We start from the raw sequence: 25,733 nt of genomic DNA on the forward strand, positions 1-25,733 counted from the left end.
GAATAGAGAATGACGACTCCAAACAATGAGCTTCGGGTCAAAGCCTCCGGCGTAGACATTGCCGGACTGCGCAAGTCCTACGGCTCAAATGAGGTCCTCAAGGGCATCGATCTGACCGTCAAACCAGGCGAAGTGGTCTGTTTGATTGGCCCCTCAGGTTCGGGCAAGTCAACGTTGCTTCGTTGCGTCAACCTGCTCGAACAGCCTAATGGTGGAACCATCCACGTAGCCGGCTTCGAAACCACCGATCCGGAGGTGAACCTGGATAAGATGCGCCAAAATGTAGGCATGGTGTTCCAGCAGTTCAACCTCTTCCCACACCTGACCGTGCTGGAAAACTGCACGGTGGCACAACTCAAGGTGCTCAAGCGCAGCAAGAACGACGCCGAAAAGACGGCTCGGGAAAATCTGGAGCGGGTAGGCCTGGGTGACTTTGGAGGCCGCTATCCAGACCAGCTCTCCGGCGGTCAGCAGCAACGTGTTGCTATTGCCCGCGCGCTGTCGATGGAACCAACACTGATGCTCTTTGATGAGCCCACCAGCGCCTTGGATCCAGAAACCGTCGGTGAGGTACTTTCAATTATGAAGAACCTCGCAAAATCCGGCATGACCATGCTTGTGGTCACCCACGAGATGAGCTTCGCCAAGGAAGTTGCAGACCGTGTGGTCTTCATGGACGGTGGCGTAGTGGTGGAAGAAGGCAAAGCTGTGGAAGTTATTGGCAACCCGCAGCAGCCGCGTACGCAGGACTTCTTGCGACGCGTCCTTGACCCAACACACGTGGATATCTAAGCTCTAGAAACTATCAAAAACTGGGGCGTGAAATCGGTGTTTACCGATTCCACGCCACAGTTTTTTATGCTCCCGCCGGCCAGCGCAGCTCCGCGATGCGACTGATCAGTTCTAGGTTCATTTTACGCAGCGTGCTGCGGTCCGCGGTGATTTCGATTAGTCGCAGTTTCCCCGGCTTGGGGGCACGTAGCACTTGGCGCAATTCCGCTTGGGTACTTGCTTGTTGATAGTCCCAACCGTAGGCGATTGCCAGCGGCTGCAATTGAACGTTCTGCGGGGTGGCGAAGAGCCGTTCAACCGCTTGCCCATAACGCCCGGACTCCGCGACCTGCCCATGTTCCAAGGTGGAGAAGATGGCTCCCCCACCATCGTTATAGACCACCACGTCCAGATCTGGAGCCGGCTCCCCCGGAGTCCAGAGCATCGCACTGGCATCATGCAGGAAGGTAATGTCCCCCATGATGCTCACCGTTGGTTTCCCGGTGGCCAGCGCCAGTCCTAAGCCCGTAGAAATGGTTCCATCGATACCGGCCAGCCCCCGGTTAGCAAAGACCTGCCCTGAAGCGGCCGCAGCAGGGGCAGCACAAAGGTCAAAATCCCTGATGATATTAGATGAGCCCAACAACAGCGGCCCGTTCACGGTGCTCCACACAGTCTGAGCAACGCTTGGCCCGGTGAGTTGCTCACTGCCATACAGTTCTTCGCAGACGGCGAGCGCTTGGGCGTCAAGTTCCTGCCAGCTGCGCAGCCAATGCTCTGGTGCTTTGCCGGCAAAGCTGAGCAACTCTGTGGGAGTGCTAATTATTCTTTCGCGGCGACGGCCAGGCTCATACCAGGACACCGGAGTTGGTTGCCAGATAGCGGTAGTCACTGCCGGGTCAGCCAGCAGTCTGCCGACCGGCCGGCTTAGTGTGGGGCGTCCAAATAGTACTACCCGCTCGATTTGTGCTGCCCCCACTGCGAGCAAGGGGCGGTAATGCCCGATGGCGTGGGCAGAGAAGCGCGCGTTGGAAGATGGTTCGGCAAAAAGTGGAAGTCCGAGCTGTCGCGCAAAGGCCTGCGCTTCGCCGCCCGTGTCATGCCCGGCTACCACCACGGTACGTCGCTCTTCGAGCCCCTCAGGTACGGACCAGTTGACCGGCTGCGCAGACTGTTGCCACAACGCAGCGTCTAGTTCGGTCCAGCGCTGGTTTGCCACGGTATCTGTCGGCCCTGGGGTCAGCGGGTCACGGAACTGTAAGTTGAGCTGTACCGGACCACCTGGGCGCGTTGCCGACCCGGCAAGGGCTGAGAGTGCTTCGGTCAGTGCTTGGCTCGGGTCTGCCCCGGCGGGAACGTTGAGCACTGTACGCACATGAGTACCAAAAAGTTGTTTCTGGTCGGTGCTTTGGCTCGCCCCGGTTCCTAACAATTCGTCGGGACGATCTGCAGAGAGCACCAGCAGCGGTGTTGCGGTGTGGTTCGCTTCCATGATGGCAGGTAACAACTCACCTATGGCGGTGCCCGACGTCGCGATAAGCGCCACCGGGGTCTGTGAACCTTGGCTGAGCCCTAAGGCGAGGAAACCGGCGGAGCGTTCATCGATACGTACATGAATGCGTAGCACTCCGGTGGCTTCAGCCTCGGCCGCGGCGTAAGCCAGTGGTGCGCTGCGTGAACCTGGTGAAAGTACAATCTCGCGCACCCCTGCAACGATGAGCCCTGCCAATACTTGGCGGGCCGTATCGATTGCTGGTTGTCCGTCCTCGTGCCGTGCGCTCACGCCGTGCTTCACCCCTGAAGTATCCCTTGAAAGTATCGGTTCAAGTCTATGCCGAAGGTGACAGACAAAAACCCCGGTGCGGGATCTCAAGATGTTCTTGAGTTCCTGCACCGGGGTCTAGAAGGGCGTTATCTAGTCTTTGTTCTTGTCGTTGCCCTTGCCATTGCCGTTGTTTCCGTTGTTGCCCTTGCCCTGTTTGAAGACCTGGACCACGGATGGGCGTGGGCCGTAGAACTGGCCTTTACCCGCAGACTGTGGCGACTTGATGAAGTCTGGGAAGAGTGATGCTGGCTGGGCAAAGCTTCCGCCTTCACCCGGGTGCTGGACCGAGACAAAGACCGAGTTGTCTTTATCGTGTACCACTGGACCGCAGGTTTCTGCGCCGGTTGGAACGGCGAGGAACTGCTCAACACGTCCGCGGTCTTTGCCGTGCAGGCTGACCTTGTGCAAAGCGTCAGACAGACCAATGACTCCGGGAGCACCATCGGTGGAGATCCACAGGTTACCTGCCGAATCAAAGGCCAGGTTATCTGGGCACGAGATTGGAGATACCTTGTCGGTGGGGTAACCGGAGAAGTAGGTGGAGTCATTTACTCGTGGGTCTCCGGCAACAAGCAAGATATTCCAGGTGAATCGGGTGCTTGTTGCGTCATTACCGGCCTCGGTCATTTCCAGTACGTGACCATCGCGGTTGGCGATACGTGGGTTCTGCTCTGTGGCGCCTTCCTTGCCGTCCTTGCCACGGTCGGTGTTGTTGGTCAGTGCGACGTAGACCTTGCCCGAGACCGGGCTTGGTTCAACATCCTCTGGACGGTCCATCTTGGTGGCGCCAGCTTTATCTGCGGCCAATCGGGTGTAGACCAAGACTTCGTCAACACTCATTCCTTCGACCATGGATTTTCCGTTGCGTACCAGTGGTAGCCACTGTCCGGTGCCATCAAATGCACCGTCAGAAGGAACCTGGCCACTTCCGTCAAATTCGGATGCCGGCGAGTTTCCGGCGAACTTGGCAACATATAGGTCACCCTCGTTGAGCAGGGTCATATTGTGCCGGCGATCGTTCTTCCGGTAGGTATCCTTCGAAATGAACTTGTAGATGTATTCGAATCGCGAGTCATCACCCGAGTACGCCACTGCCTTGCCGTTTTTGGCAATGCGTACGGTCGCGCCTTCGTGCTTAAATCGGCCCAGGCTCGTGTGCTTAACCGGGGTAGAATCCGGATTCTGCGGGTCAATTTCGACAATCCAGCCGAAACGGTTCGCTTCATTCTCGTAGCCTGCATGGTTCAAACCAAAGCGTGGGTCGGTTAGTTCCCAGCCTCGGTCTGTTGCCCCGGTACCGATGCCGTAGCGTGCTTCTTCAGCGGTTCCACGGCCTTGGAAGTACTGATCAAAGTTTTCTTCACCGGAAAGTACTGTTCCCCAGGGGGTGGTACCGCCGGCGCAGTTATTCAAGGTACCCAAGACAAGCTTGCCCGTAGGGTCTGCAACCGTCTTGAGCAGGTCGCTTCCTGCGGCCGGCCCATCAACGGCAAACGGGGTGCTTGCCGTGATACGGCGGTTACGTTCGCCGCCCACTACATAGGTCCACCGCTGATCATGCTTTTTGCGTTTGATCTCAACCACGCTCAAGCCGTGGGAGTTCATGGCGATACGGCGAGCTTCATCGGTGTTTGCGACAAACCACGCTGCATCAAACATCATGTCTTCATTTGAATACTCGTGGTTAGCTACCAACACCCCGGTGCGTCCGGAGTACTTGTCGGCAATGATGTCCAGGTAATCACAGTTGTAACCAAACTGCATTGCCTGCGACTTCGCCGACTGCTTCTTCGAATCAAATTCCGGGCTGTTAGCAAATAGTGGATCTCCCCACCGAATAATTGCGTGCCAGTCATAACCTTCTGGGACGCTCATATTGTCCACGGAACGTGAAACCGGGTCGATAGCGTCAAACTTCAGGTGACCACCCCTGCCGCGGCCGGTGTCTACCAATGGTGCTGCTACAGCGTTCGGAGCACCGAACAACTGTGGGCCGATGACCAATGCCGAGGCGCCAACCGCACCGAGTCCCAGCACGTTTCGACGAGATAGTGCCTGATCTGCGACATCCTTGAAGTAGCTATTACCCGAGGTATTGCACTCTGGTTTGACGCAAGCATCACCACATTTGAAGTGGCAGGTAGCTGCGGAGCGTCCGCCGCGGGTGTGGCCCAGCATTGGCAACAAGGTACGGATGGGATTCATAACTGCGGCACTTCCTCATTCTTTAGCTCACGTTCAGGGGAACGAACGAATTGAGCTTGTCATTGGGAAATGAGCCAACGTCGACGTGCAGGTTAACTTGAGGTAAACACCTTAATTGTGGCTTTCTGGGGCCATCAATTGTTCGTAGCACTCTCTGACCCGCTGCTCCCACCAGGTCCTGCGTTCGGTAGTAACGCTCAAGGTACGCAACTTGTCTTCGTCTGGAGCTACCCGGCGTACCGGAAGCTGTCCGGCGGTGGCCAGCAGCGGTGTTGCGGTGACATCTTCGGCAAATAACGATCCGGTGGCAAGCCCACATGCGTACGGTAGCTGCGGCACCGCCGAGGCGAGGGCGGCTGCCTGCGCTAAACCTACCGAGGTATCTAAGGCGCTGGAAACGACAACATCTAATCCGGACTGCGCGGCGATGTCGAGAACCGCTTGGATCCCACCCAGTGGCTGTGCTTTGATCACCATCAGATCAGCTGCCCCCAGCCGGGCTACTTCTAATGGATCAGAATGTTTGCGTACCGCTTCATCTGCCGCAATTTTTAGCTCAACCCCGTGGGAGCGCAGCCGCTCACGGACCCGCGCCAAGCCAACAATGCCAGGCACAGGCTGCTCGGCATACTGCAGGTCGAATTCAGAAAGCTTCAGCAATGCGCTTACCGCCTCGTCGATTCCCCAGCCGGTGTTTGCGTCCACGCGTAGCGCAGCGTCTGGGAACAGTCGCCGGGTCTCTGCCACCCGAGCGATATCGTCGTCAAGATGTTGTCCCTTTTCGGCGACCTTAATTTTGATGGTGTGCGGTGCATCGTAATTCGCTAGGACACCGGCGATCTGGTTCGCTCGCACCGCAGGCAGTGTGGCGTTCACCGGGATACTGGTGCGCAGGGGCGTGGGAAAGTCCGTGTAGGCGGCTTCAATGCCAGCGGCGAGCCAGCGTGAGGCTTCGGCTGGGCCGTATTCAAGAAAGGCCGAGAATTCACCCCACCCGGCAGGACCGTGAATGAGTAGCGCTTCGCGTTCGGTGACACCACGAAACTTCACCCTCATGGGTAAGCGCACTACGTGCGCGTTGGCTATCAGTTCTTCCACCGGTGGCAAAGTAAAGTTCATACCCTAAGCCTAGCTATAGTGTCTAGGCTTACAGACCCGGTTCATAGGGCACCTACACCAAAATGTGACATTCTAGAGTCATGAGTCCGCGGTCAATTCTAAGCTCCCCACGCCACCTGAGCTGGTGGTGGGCTTTGCCATTGCTCGCCGGGCTTTTTGTCGTCGAGTACCTGTTCTTTGTCCAGCTTCGTTCTGGACAATGGGCTGACCAAGCGGCTTTTGTTGGCTGGACGCAATGGTGGCCACGAACAAAAATACTGGATCCAATGCGTGAATTCTTGGATCTTTTACCCTGGATTTGTGCTGGAATGTCCGGCATTTTCTTGCTCTATCGAGTGATTCGCGACCGTAGTTTCTTACGTGCCGCACTCGCCGTGGCCGCGGTAGCTGCCGCGTTGCTCAGCACTCAGCTGCTTAAACACTTATTGTTAGAACGCCCCGATTTTAACTTCGGTACCGTGGGCAACTCTTTCCCTTCCGGACACACCACCGTGGCTGCGGCGTCCATGGGACTGATGTACCTGATTTCGCCGCCAAAACTGCGCCCAGTGGTGCAACCTATTGCCTGGATCTTTGCCACCGTGACCGGATTGGCAACGCTCGTTTGTGGTTGGCACCGTCCCAGTGACATCGCCGGCGGCTTTATGATTGCCGCCTTCTGGCTGGTCTTGGTCAGTGCGATCTTGCAACGTATCCAGCCCTTGGGTCCAGTGGTTCGGGAGTCCGGCTGGTCTAGGAAGACTGGTGCCACGTGTCTGGTTCTCTGGGTGTTGGTCTTGGCAGCTTCGATGTGGCTGCCGCATCCACATATCCAGCGTATCCCGGATATTTTGTTGATCACCTATGCGGTGCTCGGCTTGGTTCATGTGACAGTGGCTTCGCTCATTGCCAGCCTGTGTTTGCGTTCGGTGGTTACCGGGCCCATGCGGAAGCCTCAGGTGTAGTCCTTAGAGTCTGCCTGCCTTGAGGTCTTAGACAACGGATGCCGCATCTTGCCGCTACGGCACGGCAATCCGCCGGCATTGAGCCCTGCGGTTAGCCACGCAAGGCTACGGGCAGCAAAGTTATACTCGGTTCATTTTGGAGTGCAAAATCGCCGCCGCGCGCTGCGAATCTGGGATGGTGACCGCGAATCGCTTGCCATCTTCCAGATCAAAAGACAGCCCTTCACTCCGGCGTAGCACTACCGCCGAGCCGCCCGGGAAGAAGCGCCACCCCCAGCCGCTCCATTCCATCGGCAAGATTTCTTCACTGCGGACTTCCTTGATCTGATTTACAGAAATGGTTCGTAGTGGGAAAGCAAAGATTGCCGACGAAACACGTACTTGATCTTCGGTGATTCGTACGCGGATCTTGCACAGACCCAGAATCAGTGGAGTGAGTATCAAGACAAAAAGCGGTCCCGAAATCAGCATGATGAGAGTTTCTGACTCATCATCACCCTTCAACACGGTCAACATCACGATGCCCATGGCCAGCGGGAACAGGCCCAAAAGCCAAAACCACCACGAGGCACTGGCAGTCTGGTTGAAGCCCTGCGCGGAAGATGTCGTTGCTGTGTTTGCTACAGGTACCGAAGTATCTCGGCCCTGAGCCTGAGCCACACGCTGACGCCGCTTGGTCTGAGATTCCTTGGCATGCTGCTGATACACCCCGGCGATCCAGACGGGAAGCAAACCAACCAATGAGGCCACAATGCTCAGTACTGTGAAACCGCCGCTTAGCAGTGCCTGCGTCGGGTCTCCGGCCAGGGCAGAAGGAACCGCGCAGCTGACGAACAGTCCGGCGCTAGTCCATGCCGCGAGTCCGCCAACAAAGAGCAAGAGGCTATGGAGCACTGGCTTGTGTGACAGCGAGAAAGAAATAAATCCGAGAACTGCACCGCCAATGGCAAGTGAGATGCACACAGTGACAAAAACACGCGTGTCGGTGAATCCATCAGGGTATGCGCTGCCCGACCAGTGAGTCGCGGTAATCGCCGGCAGACTGGTTCCTAGAAGTAGCCGGGTGCCCAGCACTATGAGGCTCGGCAGAACCAACAAGAGGGTAAGTAACGAGCGGTGCTTGACCTCGTAGTGTGGCATGGAAATAGTCTAGTCCTCGCTCGTCGGTGCGCGCCTGGGCAGTACGCGGTAGTCGCTGCGACCTAGAACCTCCGGCCGAAGTATTTAGTACAGTCTAGTAAACCCGCGTTGACTTGCAAAAAATACAACGAATACAGGGTAAAAGGGTATCGCCCGGCCTGTTGGCCGGGCGATGCCCTTTTACTTACTTCCGATTACAGGGCTGCTAAGGCGGCCTTTGGATCGGTCATCGCGTCCGCGACGTAACGCAGGAAGCCTGCGGCGGTTCCGCCGTCACAAACACGGTGGTCGAAGCTCAGGGTCAGCTCACAGATGGAGCGAACCTTGATCTTGCCGTTGACTACCCACGGCTTTTCTACGACCCTACCAATGCCGAGGATCGCTGCTTCTGGGTAGTTGATGATCGCTGCCGAACCGTCAACGTTGAACACCCCGTAGTTGTTGATAGTGAAGGTGCTGCCCGAGAGGTCGCGGACCCCGGCCTTACCTTCGCGAGCCAAGGTTGCCAGACGGGCAAACTCGGCCGAGAGTTCCACGGCGTTGAGCTTATGCGCCTCACGCACGTTGGGAACAACCAGTCCGCGCTCGGTTTGCGCTGCGAAGCCCAAGTTGACCCCCTCGAAGAGGGTATGGCGCAGTCCGCCGTCGGCTTCGGTGTCGATGCGGCTGTTCATTTCTGGGAAACGTGCCAGCCCTGCGATGGCGAAGCGTGAGATCAGTGCGAGCATACTTGGCGCACTGCCCTGAGCTTCCTTCAACTTGCTCCGTAGCTTGAGCAGTTTGGTGACATCAACGTCCACCCAGACGGTAGCTTCTGGGATTTCGCGGCGCGAGGTAGCCATCGCGTTTGCGATGGTGCGGCGCACCCCGGTCAGTACCTGCGAGCTTGCCACTGGAAGTGCGGTGCGTGAATCCTCACCAGTAGTCTGCGCTGCCACAGCCGGAGCTTGGGTAGGCGCTACCGGTGCGGCGGTCGCCTGAACCGATGGTGCTGCAGCCTCCGAGCCCTGGCCGATCAATGCTTCCACGTCACCGCGCAGCACCAAACCGTCAGGTCCGGTGCCAGTGACCTGAGTGATATCCACCGAGTTTTCCTTCGCCAGTTTGCGCACCAAAGGATTGATGACCTTGGTGGCAACCGTGGTGGTCTCGCTGGAGGCGGACGCGGTGGTAATTCCGGCGCGTGGGCGACGACGCCGGCTGGTGTTGGTCTTGGCTCCACCGGTTCCGTAACCGATCAGCACGTTACCGCTGCCTTCGTCTTCTTCCTCGGGAACCTGCGTGCCGGCAAGTTCTTCTTCGAGGTAGGTTTGCGCGCCTTCGGCTGGCTGCTGCGCCGGCGCTTCATCCTCCCCGCCGGTGTTCACCGAGAAGAACGGCTTATCAACGAGCATCATCTGCCCGGCTTCACCGTGCAAGGTAGCGACCACACCTTCAAAGGGCGAAGGGATCTCCACCAACGATTTAGCTGTTTCTACCTCAGCGATAGGCTGGTCAACCGCGACGGTGTCCCCCGCTGCGACCATCCAACGCACCAGCTCCGCCTCGGTGAGTCCTTCACCTAGGTCGGGTAACAGAAAGGTCTTGACGCTCAATTTACGCCTCCCACTGAAGTTGATCTACCGCATCGAGGATGCGTTCGGCGCTTGGCAAGTTGTACTTTTCCAAGGTTGGTGCCGGATAAGGAATGTCAAAGCCGGTCACGCGCAGCACCGGCGCCGCCAGCGAATGGAAGCACCTCTCCTGCACGCGGGCCACAATTTCACTGGCCACCGAGACAAACCCTTGGGCTTCGGCCACCACGATGGCGCGCCCGGTCTTACGCACCGAGGCGCAGACGGTCTCATCGTCAAAGGGCACGATGGTGCGGATATCAATGACTTCCAAGCTGATGCCTTCTTCGGCGGCAAGTTTTGCCGCTTCCATGGCGGTAGAGACGCTGGGACCGTAGGTGATCAACGTGGCGTCTGAGCCGGCACGAGCAATGCGCGCGGCCCCCTCGGTGGTTGCGGCCCGCTTGGCCTCGTAGTCGCTGGCCAGTACCTGCAGATCTACCTGTTCCTTGGACCAGTAGAGCTTCTTTGGTTCGAAGAAGATCACTGGATCTGGCGAATCAATTGCTTCGCGCAGCATCAGGTAGGCGTCCTTGACGGTGGCCGGGGTGAATACCTTGAGTCCCGGGGTGTGCGCGTAATAGGCCTCGGAGGAATCGCAGTGGTGCTCCACGCCGCCCACGCCGCCAGCGTATGGGATGCGGATCACCATCGGCAGATCCACCTTGCCGCGGGTGCGGTTGTGCATCTTAGCTACGTGCGAGGCGATTTGTTCAAAGGCCGGGTAAGCGAAAGCGTCAAACTGCATTTCAATGACCGGACGCATGCCGTTCATTGCCATGCCGATGGCCATGCCCACGATGCCCGATTCGGCCAGCGGGGTATCAAAGCAGCGTTCGGAACCAAAGCGTGCGGTCAGCCCGTCGGTGATGCGGAAAACGCCACCGAGGGTTCCCACATCTTCACCGAAGATGACCGTCGAGTCGTTAGCGACCAAGGCATCTGCCAGGGCGGTGTTTAGTGCCTTGCCGAAGGTGACCGGCTGATTTTGGGTTGCTGCCTTAGCAGCTGCGCGTGCGGTTGCATCGCTGACATTTGGGTTGACGTGTGATGTCGTGGCGGTCATGGCTAGGCCTCCTCACGGGCTAGTTCGTCGGCCAGCAGCGCCTGCTGCTCGGCCAGCTGAGTGGTCTTGGACGCAAATACGTGCTCAAAGAGTTCACTTGGCGGGGTATTTGCGTCCTGGTTCATGCCGTCGCGTAGCTTCTTGGCGATAGCTTCGGCGCGCTCGGTGATTTTTGCTTGGGCTTCTTCGGTCAGTAGCCCGGCATCGTCGAGGTAGGCGTGCATGCGAGTGACCGGGTCCTTCGCGATCCATTCCTGGACCTCGGAGTCCTCACGGTAGCGCTTGTCGTCATCGGCGTTGGTGTGTGCCTGCATGCGGTAGGTGTGCGCTTCGATCAGTAGCGGGCCATTGCCTTCACGGGCTAGGCGCACCGCACGGCGCATCACTGCCATCAAGGCCATCAGGTCGTTACCGTCAACACGTTCGCCAGCCATACCGTAACCGACGGCCTTATGTGCCAGCGATGGTGCGGCACTCTGCTGCGAGAGTGGCACCGAGATGGCGTACTTATTGTTCTGTACGAAAAAAATCACCGGGAGTTTGAAGACCGCGGCGAAGTTCAGCGCCTCGTGGAAGTCGCCCTCACTGGTAGCACCGTCGCCACACATGGCAACAACTACGGTGTTTTCACCGCGCAGCTTGGCCGCATGGGCCACACCGACGCCGTGCAACAGCTGAGTGGTCAGCGGGGTGGACATCGGAGCGCAGTTATAAGCCTTTGGATCATAACCACAGTGCCATTCACCGCGGAAGCTAGTCATAACCTCCATCGGAGCCACACCCTTGGTGAGTACGGCCACGGTGTCGCGGTAGGTCGGGAAGAGCCAGTCGCTCTCCTCCAGGCACAGGGCGGCTGCCACCTGGCAGGCTTCTTGTCCATGGCTGGAAGGGTAAACGGCCATGCGACCCTGGCGGACCAGGGCGGAGTTCTGGTCATTAACACGGCGTCCCACGGCGAGCGCGGAGTAGGCATCCATCAGCTCGGCCGGGCTCGGCAAGGGGTATTCGTGCCCTGGTTCGGTCCCCTGGTCGCTTTCCTCGCGGAGGGTTCCATCAACATTGAGCAGATTGATCATATGCCGTGCTGGCAGCATGTAATCTTCGGGGGTAATCCCGAACTTTTTGCTGACCGATGAGATGCGATCTTCGTGAGCTTCGGTGCTCATGCCATCACGCCTTTCGTTATCTGGTTGAGTACTAAGAAACGACGTCTTGTGACTCAACTCACCCGAACATCATTTGTCATCAATTATGCGCAGTCGGATCATTTTGTATCCAGTCCGCTCCAAAATCGTAGAAAGTTGAGCATAGGATACGTATACTTGTAGACGATTAGTACGCTCAAAATGGGTTTGGCGAATTCTCGTCCTACCCCCTGCAAGGAGAACAAATGGCCGCGGATGCGGAACTAAAGCTGGACGACGTTGACCGGGCAATCCTGGCAGAGCTGACCAATGACGGCCGGCAATCGGTGACCACGGTAGCCCAGCGCGTCCACGTTTCTCGAGCACACGCGTATTCACGCATCGCAAAGCTGCAAGATGCTGGGGTTATTACCCGGTATACCGCCGTAATCGATCCGGTCAAAGCAGGGTTGAAGGCCAGTGCCTACGTGACGCTGAAACTGCGTCAGCACTCCTGGCGGGAACTGCGTGACCACCTCGCCGCGATTCCCGAGGTGCAGCATATTGGACTGGTCGGCGGAAACTTTGACGTGATTCTCCTGGTTCGCGCCAAAGACAATTTGGATTTACGACGCGTTGTTTTTGAACAATTGCAATCTTTGCCAACGGTGCTTGATACCCAGACCTTATTGATCTTCGAAGACTCAGATACCCGCTAAGCGCGGGTATGACAAAGCAGGCGAGACAGTAGCTTCCGTCTCGCCTGCTTTGTTTGTACTTTTAGTTTCCGCCGGTAAAGACCGGTGGCCGCTTTTCTTGGAAGGATTTAAATCCTTCGGCATAGTCGCTCGTGTCGCACAATGCTGCTTGTGCTTTGTTTTCCGTGCGCATCGAGGCCCAGAGGCCTGCGCGCTCGTCACGGATCTGCGCCACCAGCTTCTTCGAGGCGATGAACGCTTGGGTAGCGCCCTGCGCCACCTTGGCGATAATTTCTTCGCTACGCTCCACTAGTTCCTCTGCAGGGAATGCTCGGGAGAAGAGCCCCGAACGTACCGCTTCGGCACCGGAGATCAGCTGTGCGGTGTAGATCATGTCCAGGGTGCGGTGTGCCCCGAGACGCTCGGTGAACAACCAGTGACCGCCGGAGTCGAGGGTCGCGCCGAGGTTTGCAAACGGAGAACCAATCTTCGCGTTCTCTGCCACGTACACCACGTCGGTGGCCACGGCTAGACCGAGCCCCACGCCAAGACAAGCACCCTGCACGATGGCAAAGGTGGGTGCCGGGAAACTGGACATCTTCTCCAACAATGGCTGGACTAGCCCGTCAAGGTAGCCCATGACGTCGTCATCAGCCGGGTTCACCCCAGAGATGTCGCGTCCTGCGCAGAACCCGCGGCCCTCGCCGCGTAGCACCAGGGCTCGTACGGTGCCCTCGGAGACCCCTTGAGCTGCCTTGTCATAGGCCTTAGAGAGTTCTTGCAAGCCGGCTGGATCCAAAGAGTTCATCTTCTTTGGAGCGTTAAGCATCACGGTGGCGATGCCTTCGCTGATGCTAAGTTCAATCATCTGTTATCCCCTAGGAATCAAAGTTGACGCTGAGCTTGTCGCTGGTTGGGTGCGACTGGCAGGTCAGCACGTAGCCGGCTTCAACTTCTTCTGGTTCCAGTGCATAGTTCTCCGACATGGTCACCGAGCCTGAGGTGACCTTTGCGCGGCAGGTGCCACACACGCCGCCAGCACAAGCGAACGGAACATCTTGGCGGACTCGAAGGGCGGCATTTAGCACCGTTTCGTTTGCACGCACAGGCGACTTCACCTCACCTTGCAACCCGTCAAGGGTGAAAGTGATTTCAAAGCTCGTCTCGTTTTCATCCACCAATACCGGACGGCCCACCTGTCCCTGCGGACGGTTCGGCTCACCGGTGCTAAATAGCTCAAAGCGCACCTTGTCGGCCGGGACCTCAAGGACCTTGAGTTCATCACGGACCATCTGCACCAGTTCGAACGGCCCACAGAGGAACCATTCGTCAACCTTCGGCGCCTGCAGCACGTTGTTGAGCAAGGCCGAAAGCTTCTCTGCGTCGATACGTCCGGAAAGCAACGGGGAAATACGCTGTTCGCGGCTCAGCACATGGTGCAGTGCCAGGCGTGCGGGGTAGCGATCCTTGAGATCTGCCAGTTCCTCCAGGAACATCACGTCCATGGCGGCCTTATTGGCGTAGATCAAATCAAAACGGGTGTTCTCGTTGGCTTCCAAGATGGTGCGTGCAATAGCCAGCACCGGGGTGATGCCACTGCCTGCGGCCACCGCAACGAACTGATCCTGGTTCACGGTATCCACCGTGGAAGGATCATTCATTCCGGTGAGCTTGTGCTTGGAAATGAATGCGCCGGTTGGGCTCATCACATCAATCTGGTCCCCGGCCACGAGTTCCTCATTGGCCCAGGTAGAGAACTGTCCACCAAGATCTTTCTTGATGGCTACCTTTATCTGCTTACCGGTGGGAGCAGCACAGATTGAGTAAGAACGGCGAACCTCGACGAGTTCACCTTCTGCGTTTGGCAGTTCCTTACGCAACGCCACGTACTGGCCGGCGACGTAATCGAAGTCGGCAGAAAGCTCTTCGGGAATCGCGAAGCTTACTTCGATCGAGTCCTTGGTCAGCCGGCGCACTTCGGAAACCGTCAGACGGTGGAAGGTGGCCCGACGACGGGTGGGAATAGTTTGTTCGCTCATGAAAGCACCTTGAAGTAGTCGAAGGGTTCTAAACAGTCTTTGCAGGTGTACAACGCCTTGCAGGAGGTCGAGGCGAAACGCGCAAGCTCTCGGGTATTTAGCGAGTGACACCGTGGGCATTTAACGCTGATGCCCAGAGTTACCCGTCCGCTGTGACCGGTGCCGGTGGGCGGCGCAATCCCGTATTCTTCGAGTTTGCGCTTACCGTCCTCGGTCATCCAGTCGGTAGACCATGCTGGGGTCAGTACCAGCTTGACGTCTACCTTCTCGATTCCTGCCTCGCCGAAAGCGAGGTAGAGGTCTTGGGTGATCACGTCCATGGCTGGGCAGCCCGAGTAGGTCGGGGTGATGATGACCTGGACGCTGCCGTCTTCGTTGGCGTTCACCTCGCGCAGAATGCCCAGGTCCGCAATGGAAAGCACTGGGATTTCTGGGTCGGTCACTTTAGCGGCGATGCTAAAGAGTTCCTCGGCGTTAGTCATGACGTTGTTCAAGACTGTTGCTCCCTTCAAACGGATTAGGGAATCGGTTACCAGCTCGCACCGGGGTGCTTGCGGGCAAGTACTTGCATCTCGGCCAGGATGAAGCCCAGATGTTCGGAATGTTCGCCGACACGTCCGTGTGCCATCGCCATTCCTGACTTAGGAATTTCTAGTCCGGCTTCTGCCAGCACGTCAGTGATTTCCTTTTCCCACGCTTCGCGCAAGGTAGAGGGCAGTACCGCCACGTCACCTAGGGTGCGGTGAAGCTCTTCGTCCTGGAACATTTCGCCGGTGTAAGGCCAAAGTACTTCCAGTGCGTGACGCATCTTTGCTGCCGACTCTTCGGTGCCCTGGCCCAGACGGATAGTCCAAGCGGCCGAGTGGTCACGGTGGTAGTCAACTTCCTTGACTGCCTTGGCGCAGATTGCCGCGATGGTCTCATCTGTGGATTCCAAGAGCTTGCTGTAGAGCAAGTGCTGATAGATGGAGATAATCAGCTGGCGCATAATTGTGACGCCAAAGTGACCGTTAGGCTGCTCAACGATCTGTAGTGAGGTGAAGTCTTCTTCCTCGCGCCAGTAGGCCAGGTCATCTTCGCTCTTGTCCCAGGCCAGTCCGGCATAGGTCAAGAAGGAACGGGCGTGGCCCAGAACATCAAGGGCGATGTTGCCAAGGGCAATATCTTCTTCGATTTCTGGGGCGCGGGAGATCCAGTGAGAGAGGCGCTGAGCCAAGATGAGCGCGTCATCGCCGAGGTGCAACGCATACTGTGCGACCTCGTCACTTGGCTTGGCACCGGCAACGGCAATATCTTCCGGACGCAGTGCGTTACCCGGGGTGACACGAGTGGCTGATGCCAGCGCGTCGCCGAAGCTGTCCAGTGATGCGTCGAGTTCTTCGTGGTTCACAGGTGCTTCACTCCTTCGCTGGCCTTGTAATAGGTCGCGTGACGGTAGTCCTTGCCCTGCGGGGATTCAAAGAACGCATCCTTGCTATCCGGGTCGGAGGTGATGATGTCGGTGGAGCGCACTACCCATAGAGAGACGCCTTCATTGCGACGGGTGTAGAGATCTCGCGCGTTGCGCAGTGCCATCTCTTTATCCGGTGCGTGTAGCGATCCTGCGTGGACATGTGAAAGTCCTCGGGAGGAACGGACGAATACTTCCCACAGGGGCCAATTGCTCTTGTGGCTCATGTTAGGCAACCTCACTTTGTTCTTGCTTTGCGGCGTAAGCGGTAGCGGCTTCACGGACCCAGGCACCTTCGCGGTGGGCCTCGCGGCGACGTTCGAGTCGCTGGGCGTTGGCTGGACCATTGCCCTTGATAACGTTCATGAATTCGTCCCAGTTCAGATCCTTGTGGATCCACTGCTTCTTCTCTTCGTCGAAGTGCAGGTTCTCGTCAGGCAGGGTCAGGCCCAAGACCTTGACCTGCTCGGCGATCATTCCTACGAAGCGCTGGCGCAGTTCGTCATTGGAGAAGCGCTTAATCTTCCACGCCATGGACTGGGCGGAGTTTGGGGACTGGTCATCTGGTGGGCCAAACATCATCAGCGATGGTTCGTAGAAGCGGTTGATCGCATCCTGCGCCATCTGCTTCTGCTTCTCGGTGCCACGCGAGAGCGAGAGGAGGATTTCGAATCCCTGACGCTGGTGGAATGATTCTTCCTTGCACACTCGCACCATGGCACGGCCGTATGGACCGTAGGAGGCGCGGCACAGTGGCACCTGGTTAGCGATGGCTGCACCATCAACAAGCCAACCAATGGCGCCCATATCTGCCCAGTTGCGTGCGGTGTAGTTGAAAATTGAGGAGTACTTGGCGCGTCCGGTCAGTAGCTGATCGTTGAGCTCATCGCGCTCGGTGCCCAAGGTTTCGGCAGCCGAATACAGGTAGAGCCCGTGACCGGCTTCGTCCTGAACCTTGGCCATCAAAATGGACTTACGCTTCAGTGATGGAGCACGGGTGATCCAGTTAGCCTCCGGCTGCATTCCGATAATTTCGGAGTGCGCATGCTGGGAGATCTGACGGGTGAGCGTCTTGCGGTATGGCTCAGGCATCCAATCTCGGGGCTCAATCCGAGAATCGTCGCCAATCAGGGCGTCGAAACGCGACTGGGATTGCTGCTCTTCATAGCTTGGGACGGCACTTAGTCCCGGCTCCTGCGGTGTGGTCGGGGCCATGGTTCACCTCACTGAAAATTAATTTACATACTGACCGTTCGTTCAGTATATGAGGGTGCCCTCGATCACGTCAACCGCACGCGTCATGCTTGCGCATAAATACTTCGCATCCTCCACTTCAGACCCACCCCATTCCCCTCGCGAATGCCGATTATTGCGCCACAACCGATCAAAACTGGCGATATCCGGTTCGAAAACCCTCGCCGGAAACGCAGAAATCCCCTGCTGCCACACCCAAAGAATGGGGTGACACCACGGGATTGCTCATTAGTACCAGTGCGGCTCACAGCGCTTGCCACTATGCGAATAGTTACGCGTTAATGAGGACCTTATCTGCCTGCTTGCTCTTGAAGAACAGTGCGTCTAAGGAAATGCGGCCCGGTCCCACGAGGAACAGCGCCAATGCGCCGGCGGCCAACGCCAATACAAGCTCAAAGCCGCCATTTTCGACAAAGACTCCGCCCGGCGCGTGCACCATGAATAGCGCAACGACCATCTGGACACCCAGCAGGCCAGCGAAGACTCGAGTCAGTAGCCCCAGAATAATAGCGATACCACCGACGATTTCAAGGGTTGCTACCACCGGAGCAATCAGGCCAGCCGCCGGTACGCCCATCTGACCAAAAGCGGCAACGGTGCCCTCGATGGTGAACTGGAAGAATTTCTGCCAACCGTGGGCCAAGAAAAGGAAGCCGAAAGCCAAGCGCAACAGCGTGCGCGCAGCGGTCTGCAGGCGAGGGTTCTCGATAAAAGCGTTCATATAGGTGACTCCTGGTCAGTAGATCCGACTAATTTCGGATATCGAACAATTAGCTTCGCCGCCGACGGTTCGGCGCGAGCTCCGAGTTACACCCTAGGACAAATTACTTTAATCTTCAACTAATGTTGCGGGACTCAACGATTTGCACTGGCTCAGGCAGATGGGTGTGGCCTTGCCGTGCACCTGTTCACGGATTAAAAAAGCCCGCACCAACTCAACTTTCAAGCAGTTGAGTTGGGGCGGGCCGAAGCTACGCTCAAGGCGAGAAAGTCCTAGAGAACCTTGGAAAGGAAATCGCGGGTACGTTCTTGCTGAGGGTTACCAAACAATTCTTCTGGCTTACCTTCTTCACACACGACGCCGCCGTCCATGAAGACCACCCTGTCCCCCACCTCGCGGGCGAAGCCCATCTCGTGAGTGACCAAGACCATCGTCATGCCAGAGTCCGCCAGTTCCTTGATGACCTGCAAAACCTCGCCGACCATTTCCGGGTCCAAGGCACTGGTTGCCTCATCAAAGAGCATGATTCCAGGAGACATCGCCAACGCGCGGGCGATAGCCACGCGCTGCTTCTGCCCGCCGGACAAGGACGCCGGACGGGCATTAGCCTTGTCGGACAATCCCACACGGGTCAATAGCTCTTCAGCCTTGGCTCGTGCCTCGGTGCGGTTCATCTTCTTAAGCTCCACCGGAGCCAACATGATGTTTTCCGCGACCGACATATGCGGGAACAAGTTGAAATGCTGGAAGACCATGCCCACGTGGCGGCGGACCTCGTTGATATCAACCTTTGGATCGGTGACATCAAAGCCGTCAACAACCACCTTGCCGGCGGTGATCTCTTCGAGCTTGTTCAGGCAACGCAAGAGCGTGGACTTGCCGGAACCCGAAGGCCCGATCACACAAACTACTTCACCCTCTGCCACGTCAAGATTGATCCCCTGCAGGACCTCGTTAGACCCGAAGGACTTACGTAGATCCTTGACCTGAATCTTGGAGGTCGTGGTCTTTTCGCTTACGGTGCTCATTTGTTAAACCTCCGATCGGCAAAGTTTGCCAATTTGGTCAGGGCCATGATGGCTACGAAGTAAATGAAGCCGACGATAATCAGAGTCTCGGTGACTCGGAAGTTCGCCGCGTAAATCTGCTGACCCTGGTAGAGCAGCTCGCCGAAACCAATGGCAAGCAACAATGAGGAGTCTTTGAGCATGATGATCAGCTGGTTGATCAATGACGGTGTCATCATCTTGAAAGCCTGCGGAACAACGACCTTCTGCATTGACTTACCGTAGCCAAGGCCCAGTGAACGCGAAGCCTCAAGCTGTCCCGGATCAACTGACTGGATACCGCCGCGAACAATCTCGGCAATATATGCGGCCGAGTTCAGCGACAAGGTCAGCACGCCGGCAACCCAGATGCTGACATCCCAGCCGGTCAGCTGTGGCAGACCGAAGTAGAACATGAACGCCCAGAGCAGCAGCGGGGTGCCACGGAAGATATTGACGAAGGAAGTCGAAATTCCGCGCACCACAATGTTGCCCGAAATCTTCATGAACCCGAAGGCCAGACCCAGCATCATGGCCACCGCGAAGGAAATCGCGGTTACCAGCAAGGTGTTACCCAAACCAGTCATCAAGGCCGGCAAGGACTTGGCGACCAGGTCAAAGAAGTTACTTGGCACCGCTTCGCTTGGATCAGCCAGGTAGGTGTTTAGAATCTTGTCGTATTCGCCGTTAGCTTTCAGCTCGGCTAGCCCATCGTTGAATGCTGCGAGCAGGGCGGTGTTTTCACCCTTGTTCACCGCGAAGCCGTAAGAGCCGCCAGGCACCTTATCGGTAACGGTCTTCAGGCCATTGTTCTGTGCAATGCCATAGGCCAGCACCGGGTAGTCATCAAAGACCGCTACGGCACTGCCAGCCTTGACCGATTCATACATGGTGGCCGACTGGTCCAAGGACTTGACCTTAAACCCGTATTCATTAGCAATGGACTTCGCGTAGGTTTCACCCTCGGAACCGGTCTTCGCGACGACGGTCTTGCCCTTCAGGTCCTCATAACCCTTGACCGCTTCATCATCACGGTCAACTGCCATTTGGATGCCAGATTCAAAGTATGGCTCGGAGAAATCATAGATCTCCTTGCGTTCGTCGGTAATTGACATACCGGCGATCACACCATCAACCTGATTTGACGACAGCGCCTGCAGTGCGGCACTGAAGCCTAGGGAACGGATCTCGACATTAAAGCCCTGATCCTTAGCGATGGTGTTGAGCAGGTCCATATCGATACCTGTCAGCTTGCCATCCTTGCGGAATTCAAATGGCGCGAAGGTAGTATCGGTGCCGACAACGTAGGTTTGTCCGTCGACACTTTCATTTCCCTGAGCTAATGCTCCGGGTGCTCCGGCTACCAGCGCCATGAAACCGATGGATACCGCAGCGATCCACCGAGTTATACGCCTCGACCTCAAAGTTGTGCGTGTGTTTTTCACTGCCGAATCACTTTCTATTGCGAGTAGGGCCTTGTGCCCCGGATGCAGTTCGATTCTTATGCTTGCTAGCCTATGACCAATAGAGCTGAGCGGGTACCCTTTCCGTCCATGTCCGCGCCTTAATTAGTAAATTTTTCGGGCTCATCCTGTCCGCGCTGAGCATAGCCAACCCCAGAACAGCTCACCGTGAGATTGAATAGATGTATGACTTCTGATTCGATGACCGCCGGCGCACCGCTGGCTGCAAAGATTCCAACCACCCGCGAATTCCACGGCGACTCATTCACCGACAACTACGAATGGTTGCGTGAAAAGACCAGCAATCAGGTACTTGACCACCTGAAAGCCGAGAATTCGTACACCGACTCGGTCACCTCAAATCAAGAGCAACTGCGCGCCGATATCTTCGAAGAAATCAAGTCACGCACCGTGGAAACCGATTTGTCGGTTCCCACGCGTCGACGCGGCTGGTGGTATTACACCCGCTCAGTTGAGGGCAAACCGTACACCATTCAGTGCCGCGTCAAGGCCGAGGATTCAGCTGATGCACGTAAAGATTGGACACCACCGGAAATCGACCCGGTACAGCCACTTGAAGGCGAGCAAGTACTACTCGACGGCAATGAGCTGGCAGAAGGTCAACCGTTCTTCTCGCTTGGCGGCATGGCCATCAATGAGCCAAGCAACCTGCTGGCCTATTGCATCGATACTCAGGGAGATGAACGGTTCACCCTGTACATCAAGGACTTAGAAACCGGTCAGCTACTTCCCGACGTCATTGAGGGCGTGTTCTACGGACTGACCTTCTCCCCGGACTCATCCACCGTGTACTACTTGGTGGTAGATGACACCTGGCGCCCACATCAGGTGCGTGCACACAAATTGGGGACCGACCCAGCCACCGACACTGTCATCTTCCAAGAAGATGACCCGGGCATGTGGCTCGGCTTTGATCTGAGCACAGATCACCAGCAGCTTTTGATTTCCAGTGGCAACTCCGAATACGCCGAGACCAGCGTCCTAGATTTGAATGACCCGCAGGCGCAGGTTCGACTACTCGTACCGCGTTCACTGCGACTGCTTCACGGGGTGGATCTGCTACCGGGCGCCGATGCTCGTGCGGTGATCACCCACGATTACCAGGCCCCCAATAATATGGTGTCCCTGGTGGAGCTCAGCGAGCTAGGCGCCGACACCGATCCGGCTAGCTGGACCACGGTGTTGGCTCACGAATCAACGGTGAAGGTCGAAGGGACGGCACTGACGGCAACTCACCTGGTACTTTCGGTGCGCCGCGATACCTGCGAACGAGTGCAGCTGATTGCGTTGGAGTCTTTGGGCACCGAGTCCCAGCAAGCGATTATTGAGCCAGCCTTTGACGAAGAACTCTTTACCGCCGCGGCGACCTTCGCGAACTTGGAAGCACCGCTGATCCGCATTGGATATACCTCGGACTTCACTCCTGCGCGGGTCTATGACCTGTGGCTCGACGACCTGGAATTGGTACTGCGCAAGCAAACCCCGGTCAATGATTATGATTCGGCGCAATACCTGTCCACTCGTGAATGGGCAACCGCTGCCGACGGCACCAAGATTCCGCTGACTGTGATGCGTCGAGCAGATTTGGATACCTCGGTTCCTAACCCGGTCTTGCTTTACGGTTACGGATCCTATGAGGCCTCGATGGACCCAGGCTTCGGAATTCCACGACTGAGTGTGCTGGACCGCGGCGTCATCTTTGTCATCGCCCATGTGCGCGGCGGCGGCGAGCTGGGACGCGACTGGTACCTGCAGGGTAAAAAACTGACCAAGAAGAATACCTTCACCGACTTTGTCGATGCAACTAACTACCTGATCGACACCGGTTGGGCAGACCCAGCACGGATTGTGGCGCTAGGCGGCTCTGCCGGAGGATTGCTGATGGGTGCCATCGCTAACTTGGCACCACAGCTATACACCGCGATCATTGCTCAGGTTCCCTTTGTGGACCCACTGACTTCAATTCTTGATCCAGAACTTCCGCTATCTGCTTTGGAGTGGGAAGAGTGGGGCAACCCCATTGAGGATAAGGAAGTGTACGACTACATGAAGTCCTACTCCCCTTATGAGAATGTCACCGCCGTGAGTTACCCACGGATTGCCGCGGTTACCTCGTTGAATGACACCCGAGTGCTCTATGTTGAGCCAGCTAAGTGGGTGGCCAAGCTGCGCGAGGTGGGCACGGGCAGTGAACCGATCTTGCTGAAGACCGAAATGGAAGGCGGGCACGGCGGCGCTTCGGGTCGCTACGAAGCGTGGAAGAACCGCGCGTGGGACTACGCCTTCGCCTTGAACGCCTTAGGCAAAAACACCGGCTCAGCCAAGTAGCTCGCTTAGCGAACTCTACAAGCGGCGGCCTGCAGGACCTGGTGAGGATCACTAACTAGGTTCGGCGGGCCGCCGTGGTCTTTAACTGCACGTTGCGCGGTGCAGGGACAGTCAACGCAATCATAAAGATTCTTCGGCTTAATTCGACCCACCTAGAGGCCTGCTCACGGCGAAATTTCGGCTTCGGGACTCAAGAAATTCACACCTTTGTGACGCCTACCATTAGACAGCAGGGCTTGATATGGGTCACAATCTAGTATTACCTAATGATCGTTCGGTAACTAATTCGGCGGAGGTCCCTATGAGCGAAACCCAAATAGATAAAGCATTGCCCCACGCAATCTTGCACAACGACTATGCAACCCAGTGGATGGGCATCGAAGTTGTCGAGGTCAGTGACGGGTACGCGGTCATTACGATGACACTGCGCCAAGAAATGCTTAATGGTTTTGGTATCGCCCACGGTGGCATGATCTTCAGCCTTGCAGACACCGCCTTCGCACTGAGCTGCAACCCTGCCGAAGGTTCCAAGGACACCATCACCGTGGCCTCCGGAGTGGATATCAACTTCCTCAAGCCAGGAATTCCTGGTCGATTGTTGACTGCTACGGGCCGCCGGGTCTCCCAGCAAGGACGCAGCGGGATCTATGACATTACCGTCACCCAGCCCACGAGCGATGGCGGTACCGAAACCGTAGCCGAATTCCGCGGCCGCTCACGCACCGTCCCACAGCCTAAAAACCGCTAAGCGTTCCACACCACACGAAAGAATGAGCATGTCACAGACAACTGACCGCGATAACCTGCCTAATCCACTGGATCCTGAAGAGACCATGAGCCGGGACCAGATCGAGTCGATTCAGCTCACCCGTCTCAAAGAGACTCTGGACTATGCGTACACCAATGTTCCTTACTATAAGGACAAGTACGACACCGCCGGTGTGCACCCTAGCGATTTGAAGGAACTGGCAGATCTGAAGATCTTCCCTTTCACCGAAAAAGAAGATCTACGCAAAAGCTACCCCTTTGGCATGTTCGCTGTTCCACAGCACCAGGTAGCGCGCATCCACGCATCTTCAGGAACCACCGGCCGAGCCACGGTGGTTGGTTACACGCAGCAGGACCTCGATGACTGGGCCAAAATGGGTGCACGTTGCTTGCGCCTGTCCGGCGTAAAGCCCGGCTGGAAGGTTCATAACGCTTACGGTTACGGCTTATTCACCGGCGGAATGGGTGCGCACGCCGCAGCCGAGCGTCTAGGCACCACCGTCATTCCGATGTCTGGCGGACAAACCGATAAACAGATCACCATGATTCAGGACTTCGAGCCGGATGCCATCTTGTGCACGCCGACCTACCTGTTGACTATCGGCGACGCGATGCAGCGTGCGGGACTTGACCCACGCAAAACCTCCTTGAAGGTTGCCGTATGTGGCGCAGAGCCGTGGACCGAAGAAATGCGTCACGAGCTGGAAGAAATGTTCGGCATTGATGCCTGCGATATTTACGGACTCTCCGAGGTGATGGGCCCAGGTGTGGCCGGGGAATCTGGCGAGCTCAAGGACGGAAGCCATATTTGGGAGGATCACTTCCGCCCAGAAATCGTGGATGCTTATGACTCAACGAAGGTTCTTGGCGACGGCGAACACGGCGAACTTGTTTTCACCTCACTGACCAAGCAGGCCTTGCCTATCATCCGTTACCGCACCCATGATTTGACCCGGTTGCTACCCGGTTCGGTTCGCCCAGGACACCGTCGTATGGGTCGTATTACCGGACGCAGTGACGACATGATCATTTTGCGCGGTGTGAACCTCTTCCCAAGCCAGATCGAAGAGCTCATCTTGAAGTTGCCGGCACTCTCACCACACTTCCAGCTGGTACTCACCCGCCCGGGCCGCATGGATCAGCTCGCGGTCAAGGTTGAGCGCCGTGCCGGGATAAGCACCGAGGACGCTACCAAGGCCGGCGGCGAGTTGGTCAAGCTCATCAAGATCCATGTTGGTTCTTCATGTGCCATTGAAGTTCTTGACCCGGAGACGCTGGAGCGTTCTATGGGCAAGCTCAAGCGCATCTTCGACATGCGAGACAAGTAAAGTCCACCTAGCGTGGGATAATTAAGGGATCATGAAACTTATCGAAAAATCGCGCATGCCTGTGAAGCGCGGTCGCCCCGGCTACGATCAGGATTCCGTACTTCGTATTGCTGTCGAAGCTTTTAACGAACACGGGTATGAAGCGACGTCGATGGGTAAATTGGCGGACCGGCTGGGTATCAGTAAGTCCGCCATCTACCACCACGTTTCTTCGAAAGAAGATCTGTTGCGGCTCGCCCTTGACGAGGCACTGATTCCTTTGGAATCTGTCATCGATGAGGTTCAGGTACATCAGGGAAGTGCCGATGAGCGCTTAGATTTCTTCTTGCGGGCCACCTTCCGCATCTTGATTTCCAAGCGTAGCTACGTCACCTTGCTGTTGCGCTTGCGCGGTAATACAGAGCTTGAACGCAATGCGTTGGATCGCCGTCGCGCTATGGACCGCCAGCTGGCACAGCTGGTCACCGAAGCGCAGAGCACCGGCAGGCTTCGCGAGGATCTTGATCCTCGGGCTACCGCCCGTTTGCTGTTCGGTCTGATCAACTCCGTTGTGGATTGGTTCCGCGAAGATGGTCCGATTGAGGCCGAAGATCTGGAAAACCAGGCAATTACCTTGGTCTTTGACGGATTGCACCCCACACAGAAGTAATTTCATAGCTTCGGCCCCGGTTCCTGATGCGTTTTTACGTTACAGGAGTCGGGGCCGAACTATGTTCTATGTCGCTTCGCAGTACCGAGCTATTCGTCTTCACAGGTTTCGGCGATAGCATCAAGAGGGTGCATTTTGCACCTACCCGATCATTTCCCAGT

The 25,733-nt window shown here is 56.8% G+C and carries 23 protein-coding genes; 7 read left to right on the forward strand and 16 right to left on the reverse strand.

The features are described 5' to 3' along the window. The first annotated feature begins 9 nt into the window (after positions 1–9). Positions 10–792: an amino acid ABC transporter ATP-binding protein gene (locus IEX04_RS08720; protein WP_188685142.1), complete on the forward strand. Its 783-nt coding sequence runs from the start codon at positions 10–12 to the stop codon at positions 790–792. Between the two features lie 64 nt (positions 793–856). Here the strand turns inward: IEX04_RS08720 and menD are convergent, their stop codons facing one another. The 3 genes from menD to IEX04_RS08735 form a co-directional block, all read right to left on the reverse strand. Further along, positions 857–2,554: a 2-succinyl-5-enolpyruvyl-6-hydroxy-3-cyclohexene-1-carboxylic-acid synthase gene (gene menD, locus IEX04_RS08725; RefSeq protein WP_229677073.1), complete on the reverse strand. Its 1,698-nt coding sequence runs from the start codon at positions 2,552–2,554 to the stop codon at positions 857–859. Positions 2,555–2,686: 132 nt separating this feature from the next. Then, positions 2,687–4,801, reverse strand: a complete 2,115-nt coding sequence (locus IEX04_RS08730; protein ID WP_188685143.1) for a PhoX family protein — start codon at positions 4,799–4,801, stop codon at positions 2,687–2,689. 111 nt (positions 4,802–4,912) lie between these two features. Beyond that, positions 4,913–5,920, reverse strand: coding sequence for an o-succinylbenzoate synthase (locus IEX04_RS08735; RefSeq protein ID WP_188685145.1), 1,008 nt, complete (start codon positions 5,918–5,920; stop codon positions 4,913–4,915). A gap of 80 nt (positions 5,921–6,000) precedes the next feature. Between IEX04_RS08735 and IEX04_RS08740 the strand changes: the two genes are divergently transcribed. Then, positions 6,001–6,864: a phosphatase PAP2 family protein gene (locus IEX04_RS08740; RefSeq protein WP_188685147.1), complete on the forward strand. Its 864-nt coding sequence runs from the start codon at positions 6,001–6,003 to the stop codon at positions 6,862–6,864. Between the two features lie 120 nt (positions 6,865–6,984). On the opposite strand, the gene IEX04_RS08745 is transcribed toward IEX04_RS08740, so the two are convergent. The 4 genes from IEX04_RS08745 to pdhA form a co-directional block, all read right to left on the reverse strand. Then, complete coding sequence (locus IEX04_RS08745; RefSeq protein WP_188685149.1) at positions 6,985–8,004, reverse strand: hypothetical protein; 1,020 nt, start codon at positions 8,002–8,004, stop codon at positions 6,985–6,987. 194 nt (positions 8,005–8,198) lie between these two features. Then, positions 8,199–9,599 carry a dihydrolipoamide acetyltransferase family protein gene (locus IEX04_RS08750; RefSeq protein ID WP_188685151.1) on the reverse strand — a complete coding sequence of 467 codons (1,401 nt, stop codon included), beginning with the start codon at positions 9,597–9,599 and terminating at the stop codon, positions 8,199–8,201. A 1-nt stretch (position 9,600) separates the two neighbouring features. Continuing rightward, positions 9,601–10,683 carry an alpha-ketoacid dehydrogenase subunit beta gene (locus IEX04_RS08755; protein ID WP_096256978.1) on the reverse strand — a complete coding sequence of 361 codons (1,083 nt, stop codon included), beginning with the start codon at positions 10,681–10,683 and terminating at the stop codon, positions 9,601–9,603. A 2-nt stretch (positions 10,684–10,685) separates the two neighbouring features. Continuing rightward, positions 10,686–11,849 carry a pyruvate dehydrogenase (acetyl-transferring) E1 component subunit alpha gene (pdhA, locus tag IEX04_RS08760; RefSeq protein ID WP_096256979.1) on the reverse strand — a complete coding sequence of 388 codons (1,164 nt, stop codon included), beginning with the start codon at positions 11,847–11,849 and terminating at the stop codon, positions 10,686–10,688. A gap of 224 nt (positions 11,850–12,073) precedes the next feature. Here pdhA and IEX04_RS08765 point away from each other — a divergent pair, with 224 nt between their 5' ends. After that, positions 12,074–12,526: an Lrp/AsnC family transcriptional regulator gene (locus tag IEX04_RS08765; protein WP_096256980.1), complete on the forward strand. Its 453-nt coding sequence runs from the start codon at positions 12,074–12,076 to the stop codon at positions 12,524–12,526. A 61-nt stretch (positions 12,527–12,587) separates the two neighbouring features. Here IEX04_RS08765 and IEX04_RS08770 read toward each other — a convergent pair whose 3' ends face one another. From IEX04_RS08770 to IEX04_RS08810, 9 genes are all read right to left on the reverse strand, one after another. Further along, complete coding sequence (locus tag IEX04_RS08770; RefSeq protein WP_096256981.1) at positions 12,588–13,373, reverse strand: enoyl-CoA hydratase/isomerase family protein; 786 nt, start codon at positions 13,371–13,373, stop codon at positions 12,588–12,590. 10 nt (positions 13,374–13,383) lie between these two features. Next, positions 13,384–14,544: a 1,2-phenylacetyl-CoA epoxidase subunit PaaE gene (gene paaE, locus IEX04_RS08775; RefSeq protein ID WP_188685153.1), complete on the reverse strand. Its 1,161-nt coding sequence runs from the start codon at positions 14,542–14,544 to the stop codon at positions 13,384–13,386. After that, on the reverse strand, positions 14,541–15,026 hold the full coding sequence (paaD, locus tag IEX04_RS08780) for a 1,2-phenylacetyl-CoA epoxidase subunit PaaD (protein ID WP_096256983.1): 486 nt from the start codon (positions 15,024–15,026) through the stop codon (positions 14,541–14,543). The genes paaE and paaD overlap by 4 nt, the downstream gene beginning before the upstream one ends. A gap of 47 nt (positions 15,027–15,073) precedes the next feature. Then, positions 15,074–15,934 (reverse strand): 1,2-phenylacetyl-CoA epoxidase subunit PaaC, encoded by an 861-nt coding sequence (paaC, locus tag IEX04_RS08785; protein WP_096256984.1) that lies wholly within the window; start codon positions 15,932–15,934, stop codon positions 15,074–15,076. Continuing rightward, positions 15,931–16,221 carry a 1,2-phenylacetyl-CoA epoxidase subunit PaaB gene (gene paaB, locus IEX04_RS08790; protein WP_096256985.1) on the reverse strand — a complete coding sequence of 97 codons (291 nt, stop codon included), beginning with the start codon at positions 16,219–16,221 and terminating at the stop codon, positions 15,931–15,933. The genes paaC and paaB overlap by 4 nt, the downstream gene beginning before the upstream one ends. Before the next feature lies 1 nt (position 16,222). Continuing rightward, on the reverse strand, positions 16,223–17,209 hold the full coding sequence (gene paaA, locus IEX04_RS08795; protein WP_096256986.1) for a 1,2-phenylacetyl-CoA epoxidase subunit PaaA: 987 nt from the start codon (positions 17,207–17,209) through the stop codon (positions 16,223–16,225). 310 nt (positions 17,210–17,519) lie between these two features. Next, entirely contained in the window at positions 17,520–17,969 is a 450-nt protein-coding gene (locus IEX04_RS08800) for a DoxX family protein (protein WP_188685154.1), read from the reverse strand. A gap of 272 nt (positions 17,970–18,241) precedes the next feature. Further along, entirely contained in the window at positions 18,242–18,997 is a 756-nt protein-coding gene (locus IEX04_RS08805; protein ID WP_105675655.1) for an amino acid ABC transporter ATP-binding protein, read from the reverse strand. Beyond that, on the reverse strand, positions 18,994–20,388 hold the full coding sequence (locus tag IEX04_RS08810; protein WP_096256989.1) for an amino acid ABC transporter substrate-binding protein/permease: 1,395 nt from the start codon (positions 20,386–20,388) through the stop codon (positions 18,994–18,996). Before IEX04_RS08810 ends, IEX04_RS08805 begins: the two co-directional genes overlap by 4 nt. Positions 20,389–20,664: 276 nt before the next feature. Here IEX04_RS08810 and IEX04_RS08815 point away from each other — a divergent pair, with 276 nt between their 5' ends. From IEX04_RS08815 to IEX04_RS08830, 4 genes are all read left to right on the forward strand, one after another. Further along, positions 20,665–22,827, forward strand: coding sequence for a S9 family peptidase (locus IEX04_RS08815; protein ID WP_188685156.1), 2,163 nt, complete (start codon positions 20,665–20,667; stop codon positions 22,825–22,827). 301 nt (positions 22,828–23,128) lie between these two features. Then, a complete protein-coding gene (gene paaI, locus IEX04_RS08820) occupies positions 23,129–23,575 on the forward strand; it encodes a hydroxyphenylacetyl-CoA thioesterase PaaI (protein ID WP_096256991.1) in 447 nt (148 codons plus the stop codon). Positions 23,576–23,603: 28 nt separating this feature from the next. Continuing rightward, positions 23,604–24,923 carry a phenylacetate--CoA ligase family protein gene (locus tag IEX04_RS08825; protein WP_188685158.1) on the forward strand — a complete coding sequence of 440 codons (1,320 nt, stop codon included), beginning with the start codon at positions 23,604–23,606 and terminating at the stop codon, positions 24,921–24,923. A gap of 31 nt (positions 24,924–24,954) precedes the next feature. Further along, the gene (locus IEX04_RS08830; RefSeq protein ID WP_188685160.1) at positions 24,955–25,572 is read left to right on the forward strand and encodes a TetR/AcrR family transcriptional regulator; all 618 of its coding nucleotides are present in this window, start codon (positions 24,955–24,957) and stop codon (positions 25,570–25,572) included. Positions 25,573–25,733: the final 161 nt, after the last annotated feature.

The organism is Glutamicibacter ardleyensis (assembly GCF_014644555.1).
In the GTDB taxonomy this organism is placed as follows: domain Bacteria; phylum Actinomycetota; class Actinomycetes; order Actinomycetales; family Micrococcaceae; genus Glutamicibacter; species Glutamicibacter bergerei.

Coding starts and splice junctions, on each gene's coding strand:
- IEX04_RS08755 (WP_096256978.1), bottom strand. CDS start 10,683: ATGACCGCCACGACATCACACGTCAACCCAAATGTCAGCGATGCAACC.
- IEX04_RS08800 (WP_188685154.1), bottom strand. CDS start 17,969: ATGAACGCTTTTATCGAGAACCCTCGCCTGCAGACCGCTGCGCGCACG.
- IEX04_RS08805 (WP_105675655.1), bottom strand. CDS start 18,997: ATGAGCACCGTAAGCGAAAAGACCACGACCTCCAAGATTCAGGTCAAG.
- IEX04_RS08765 (WP_096256980.1), top strand. CDS start 12,074: ATGGCCGCGGATGCGGAACTAAAGCTGGACGACGTTGACCGGGCAATC.
- paaA (WP_096256986.1), bottom strand. CDS start 17,209: ATGGCCCCGACCACACCGCAGGAGCCGGGACTAAGTGCCGTCCCAAGC.
- IEX04_RS08745 (WP_188685149.1), bottom strand. CDS start 8,004: ATGCCACACTACGAGGTCAAGCACCGCTCGTTACTTACCCTCTTGTTG.
- IEX04_RS08770 (WP_096256981.1), bottom strand. CDS start 13,373: ATGATTGAACTTAGCATCAGCGAAGGCATCGCCACCGTGATGCTTAAC.
- paaB (WP_096256985.1), bottom strand. CDS start 16,221: ATGAGCCACAAGAGCAATTGGCCCCTGTGGGAAGTATTCGTCCGTTCC.
- paaI (WP_096256991.1), top strand. CDS start 23,129: ATGAGCGAAACCCAAATAGATAAAGCATTGCCCCACGCAATCTTGCAC.
- IEX04_RS08735 (WP_188685145.1), bottom strand. CDS start 5,920: ATGAACTTTACTTTGCCACCGGTGGAAGAACTGATAGCCAACGCGCAC.
- IEX04_RS08830 (WP_188685160.1), top strand. CDS start 24,955: ATGAAACTTATCGAAAAATCGCGCATGCCTGTGAAGCGCGGTCGCCCC.
- paaE (WP_188685153.1), bottom strand. CDS start 14,544: ATGAGCGAACAAACTATTCCCACCCGTCGTCGGGCCACCTTCCACCGT.
- paaD (WP_096256983.1), bottom strand. CDS start 15,026: ATGACTAACGCCGAGGAACTCTTTAGCATCGCCGCTAAAGTGACCGAC.
- IEX04_RS08740 (WP_188685147.1), top strand. CDS start 6,001: ATGAGTCCGCGGTCAATTCTAAGCTCCCCACGCCACCTGAGCTGGTGG.
- IEX04_RS08825 (WP_188685158.1), top strand. CDS start 23,604: ATGTCACAGACAACTGACCGCGATAACCTGCCTAATCCACTGGATCCT.
- pdhA (WP_096256979.1), bottom strand. CDS start 11,849: ATGAGCACCGAAGCTCACGAAGATCGCATCTCATCGGTCAGCAAAAAG.
- IEX04_RS08810 (WP_096256989.1), bottom strand. CDS start 20,388: ATGGCGCTGGTAGCCGGAGCACCCGGAGCATTAGCTCAGGGAAATGAA.
- IEX04_RS08730 (WP_188685143.1), bottom strand. CDS start 4,801: ATGAATCCCATCCGTACCTTGTTGCCAATGCTGGGCCACACCCGCGGC.
- IEX04_RS08720 (WP_188685142.1), top strand. CDS start 10: ATGACGACTCCAAACAATGAGCTTCGGGTCAAAGCCTCCGGCGTAGAC.
- IEX04_RS08815 (WP_188685156.1), top strand. CDS start 20,665: ATGACTTCTGATTCGATGACCGCCGGCGCACCGCTGGCTGCAAAGATT.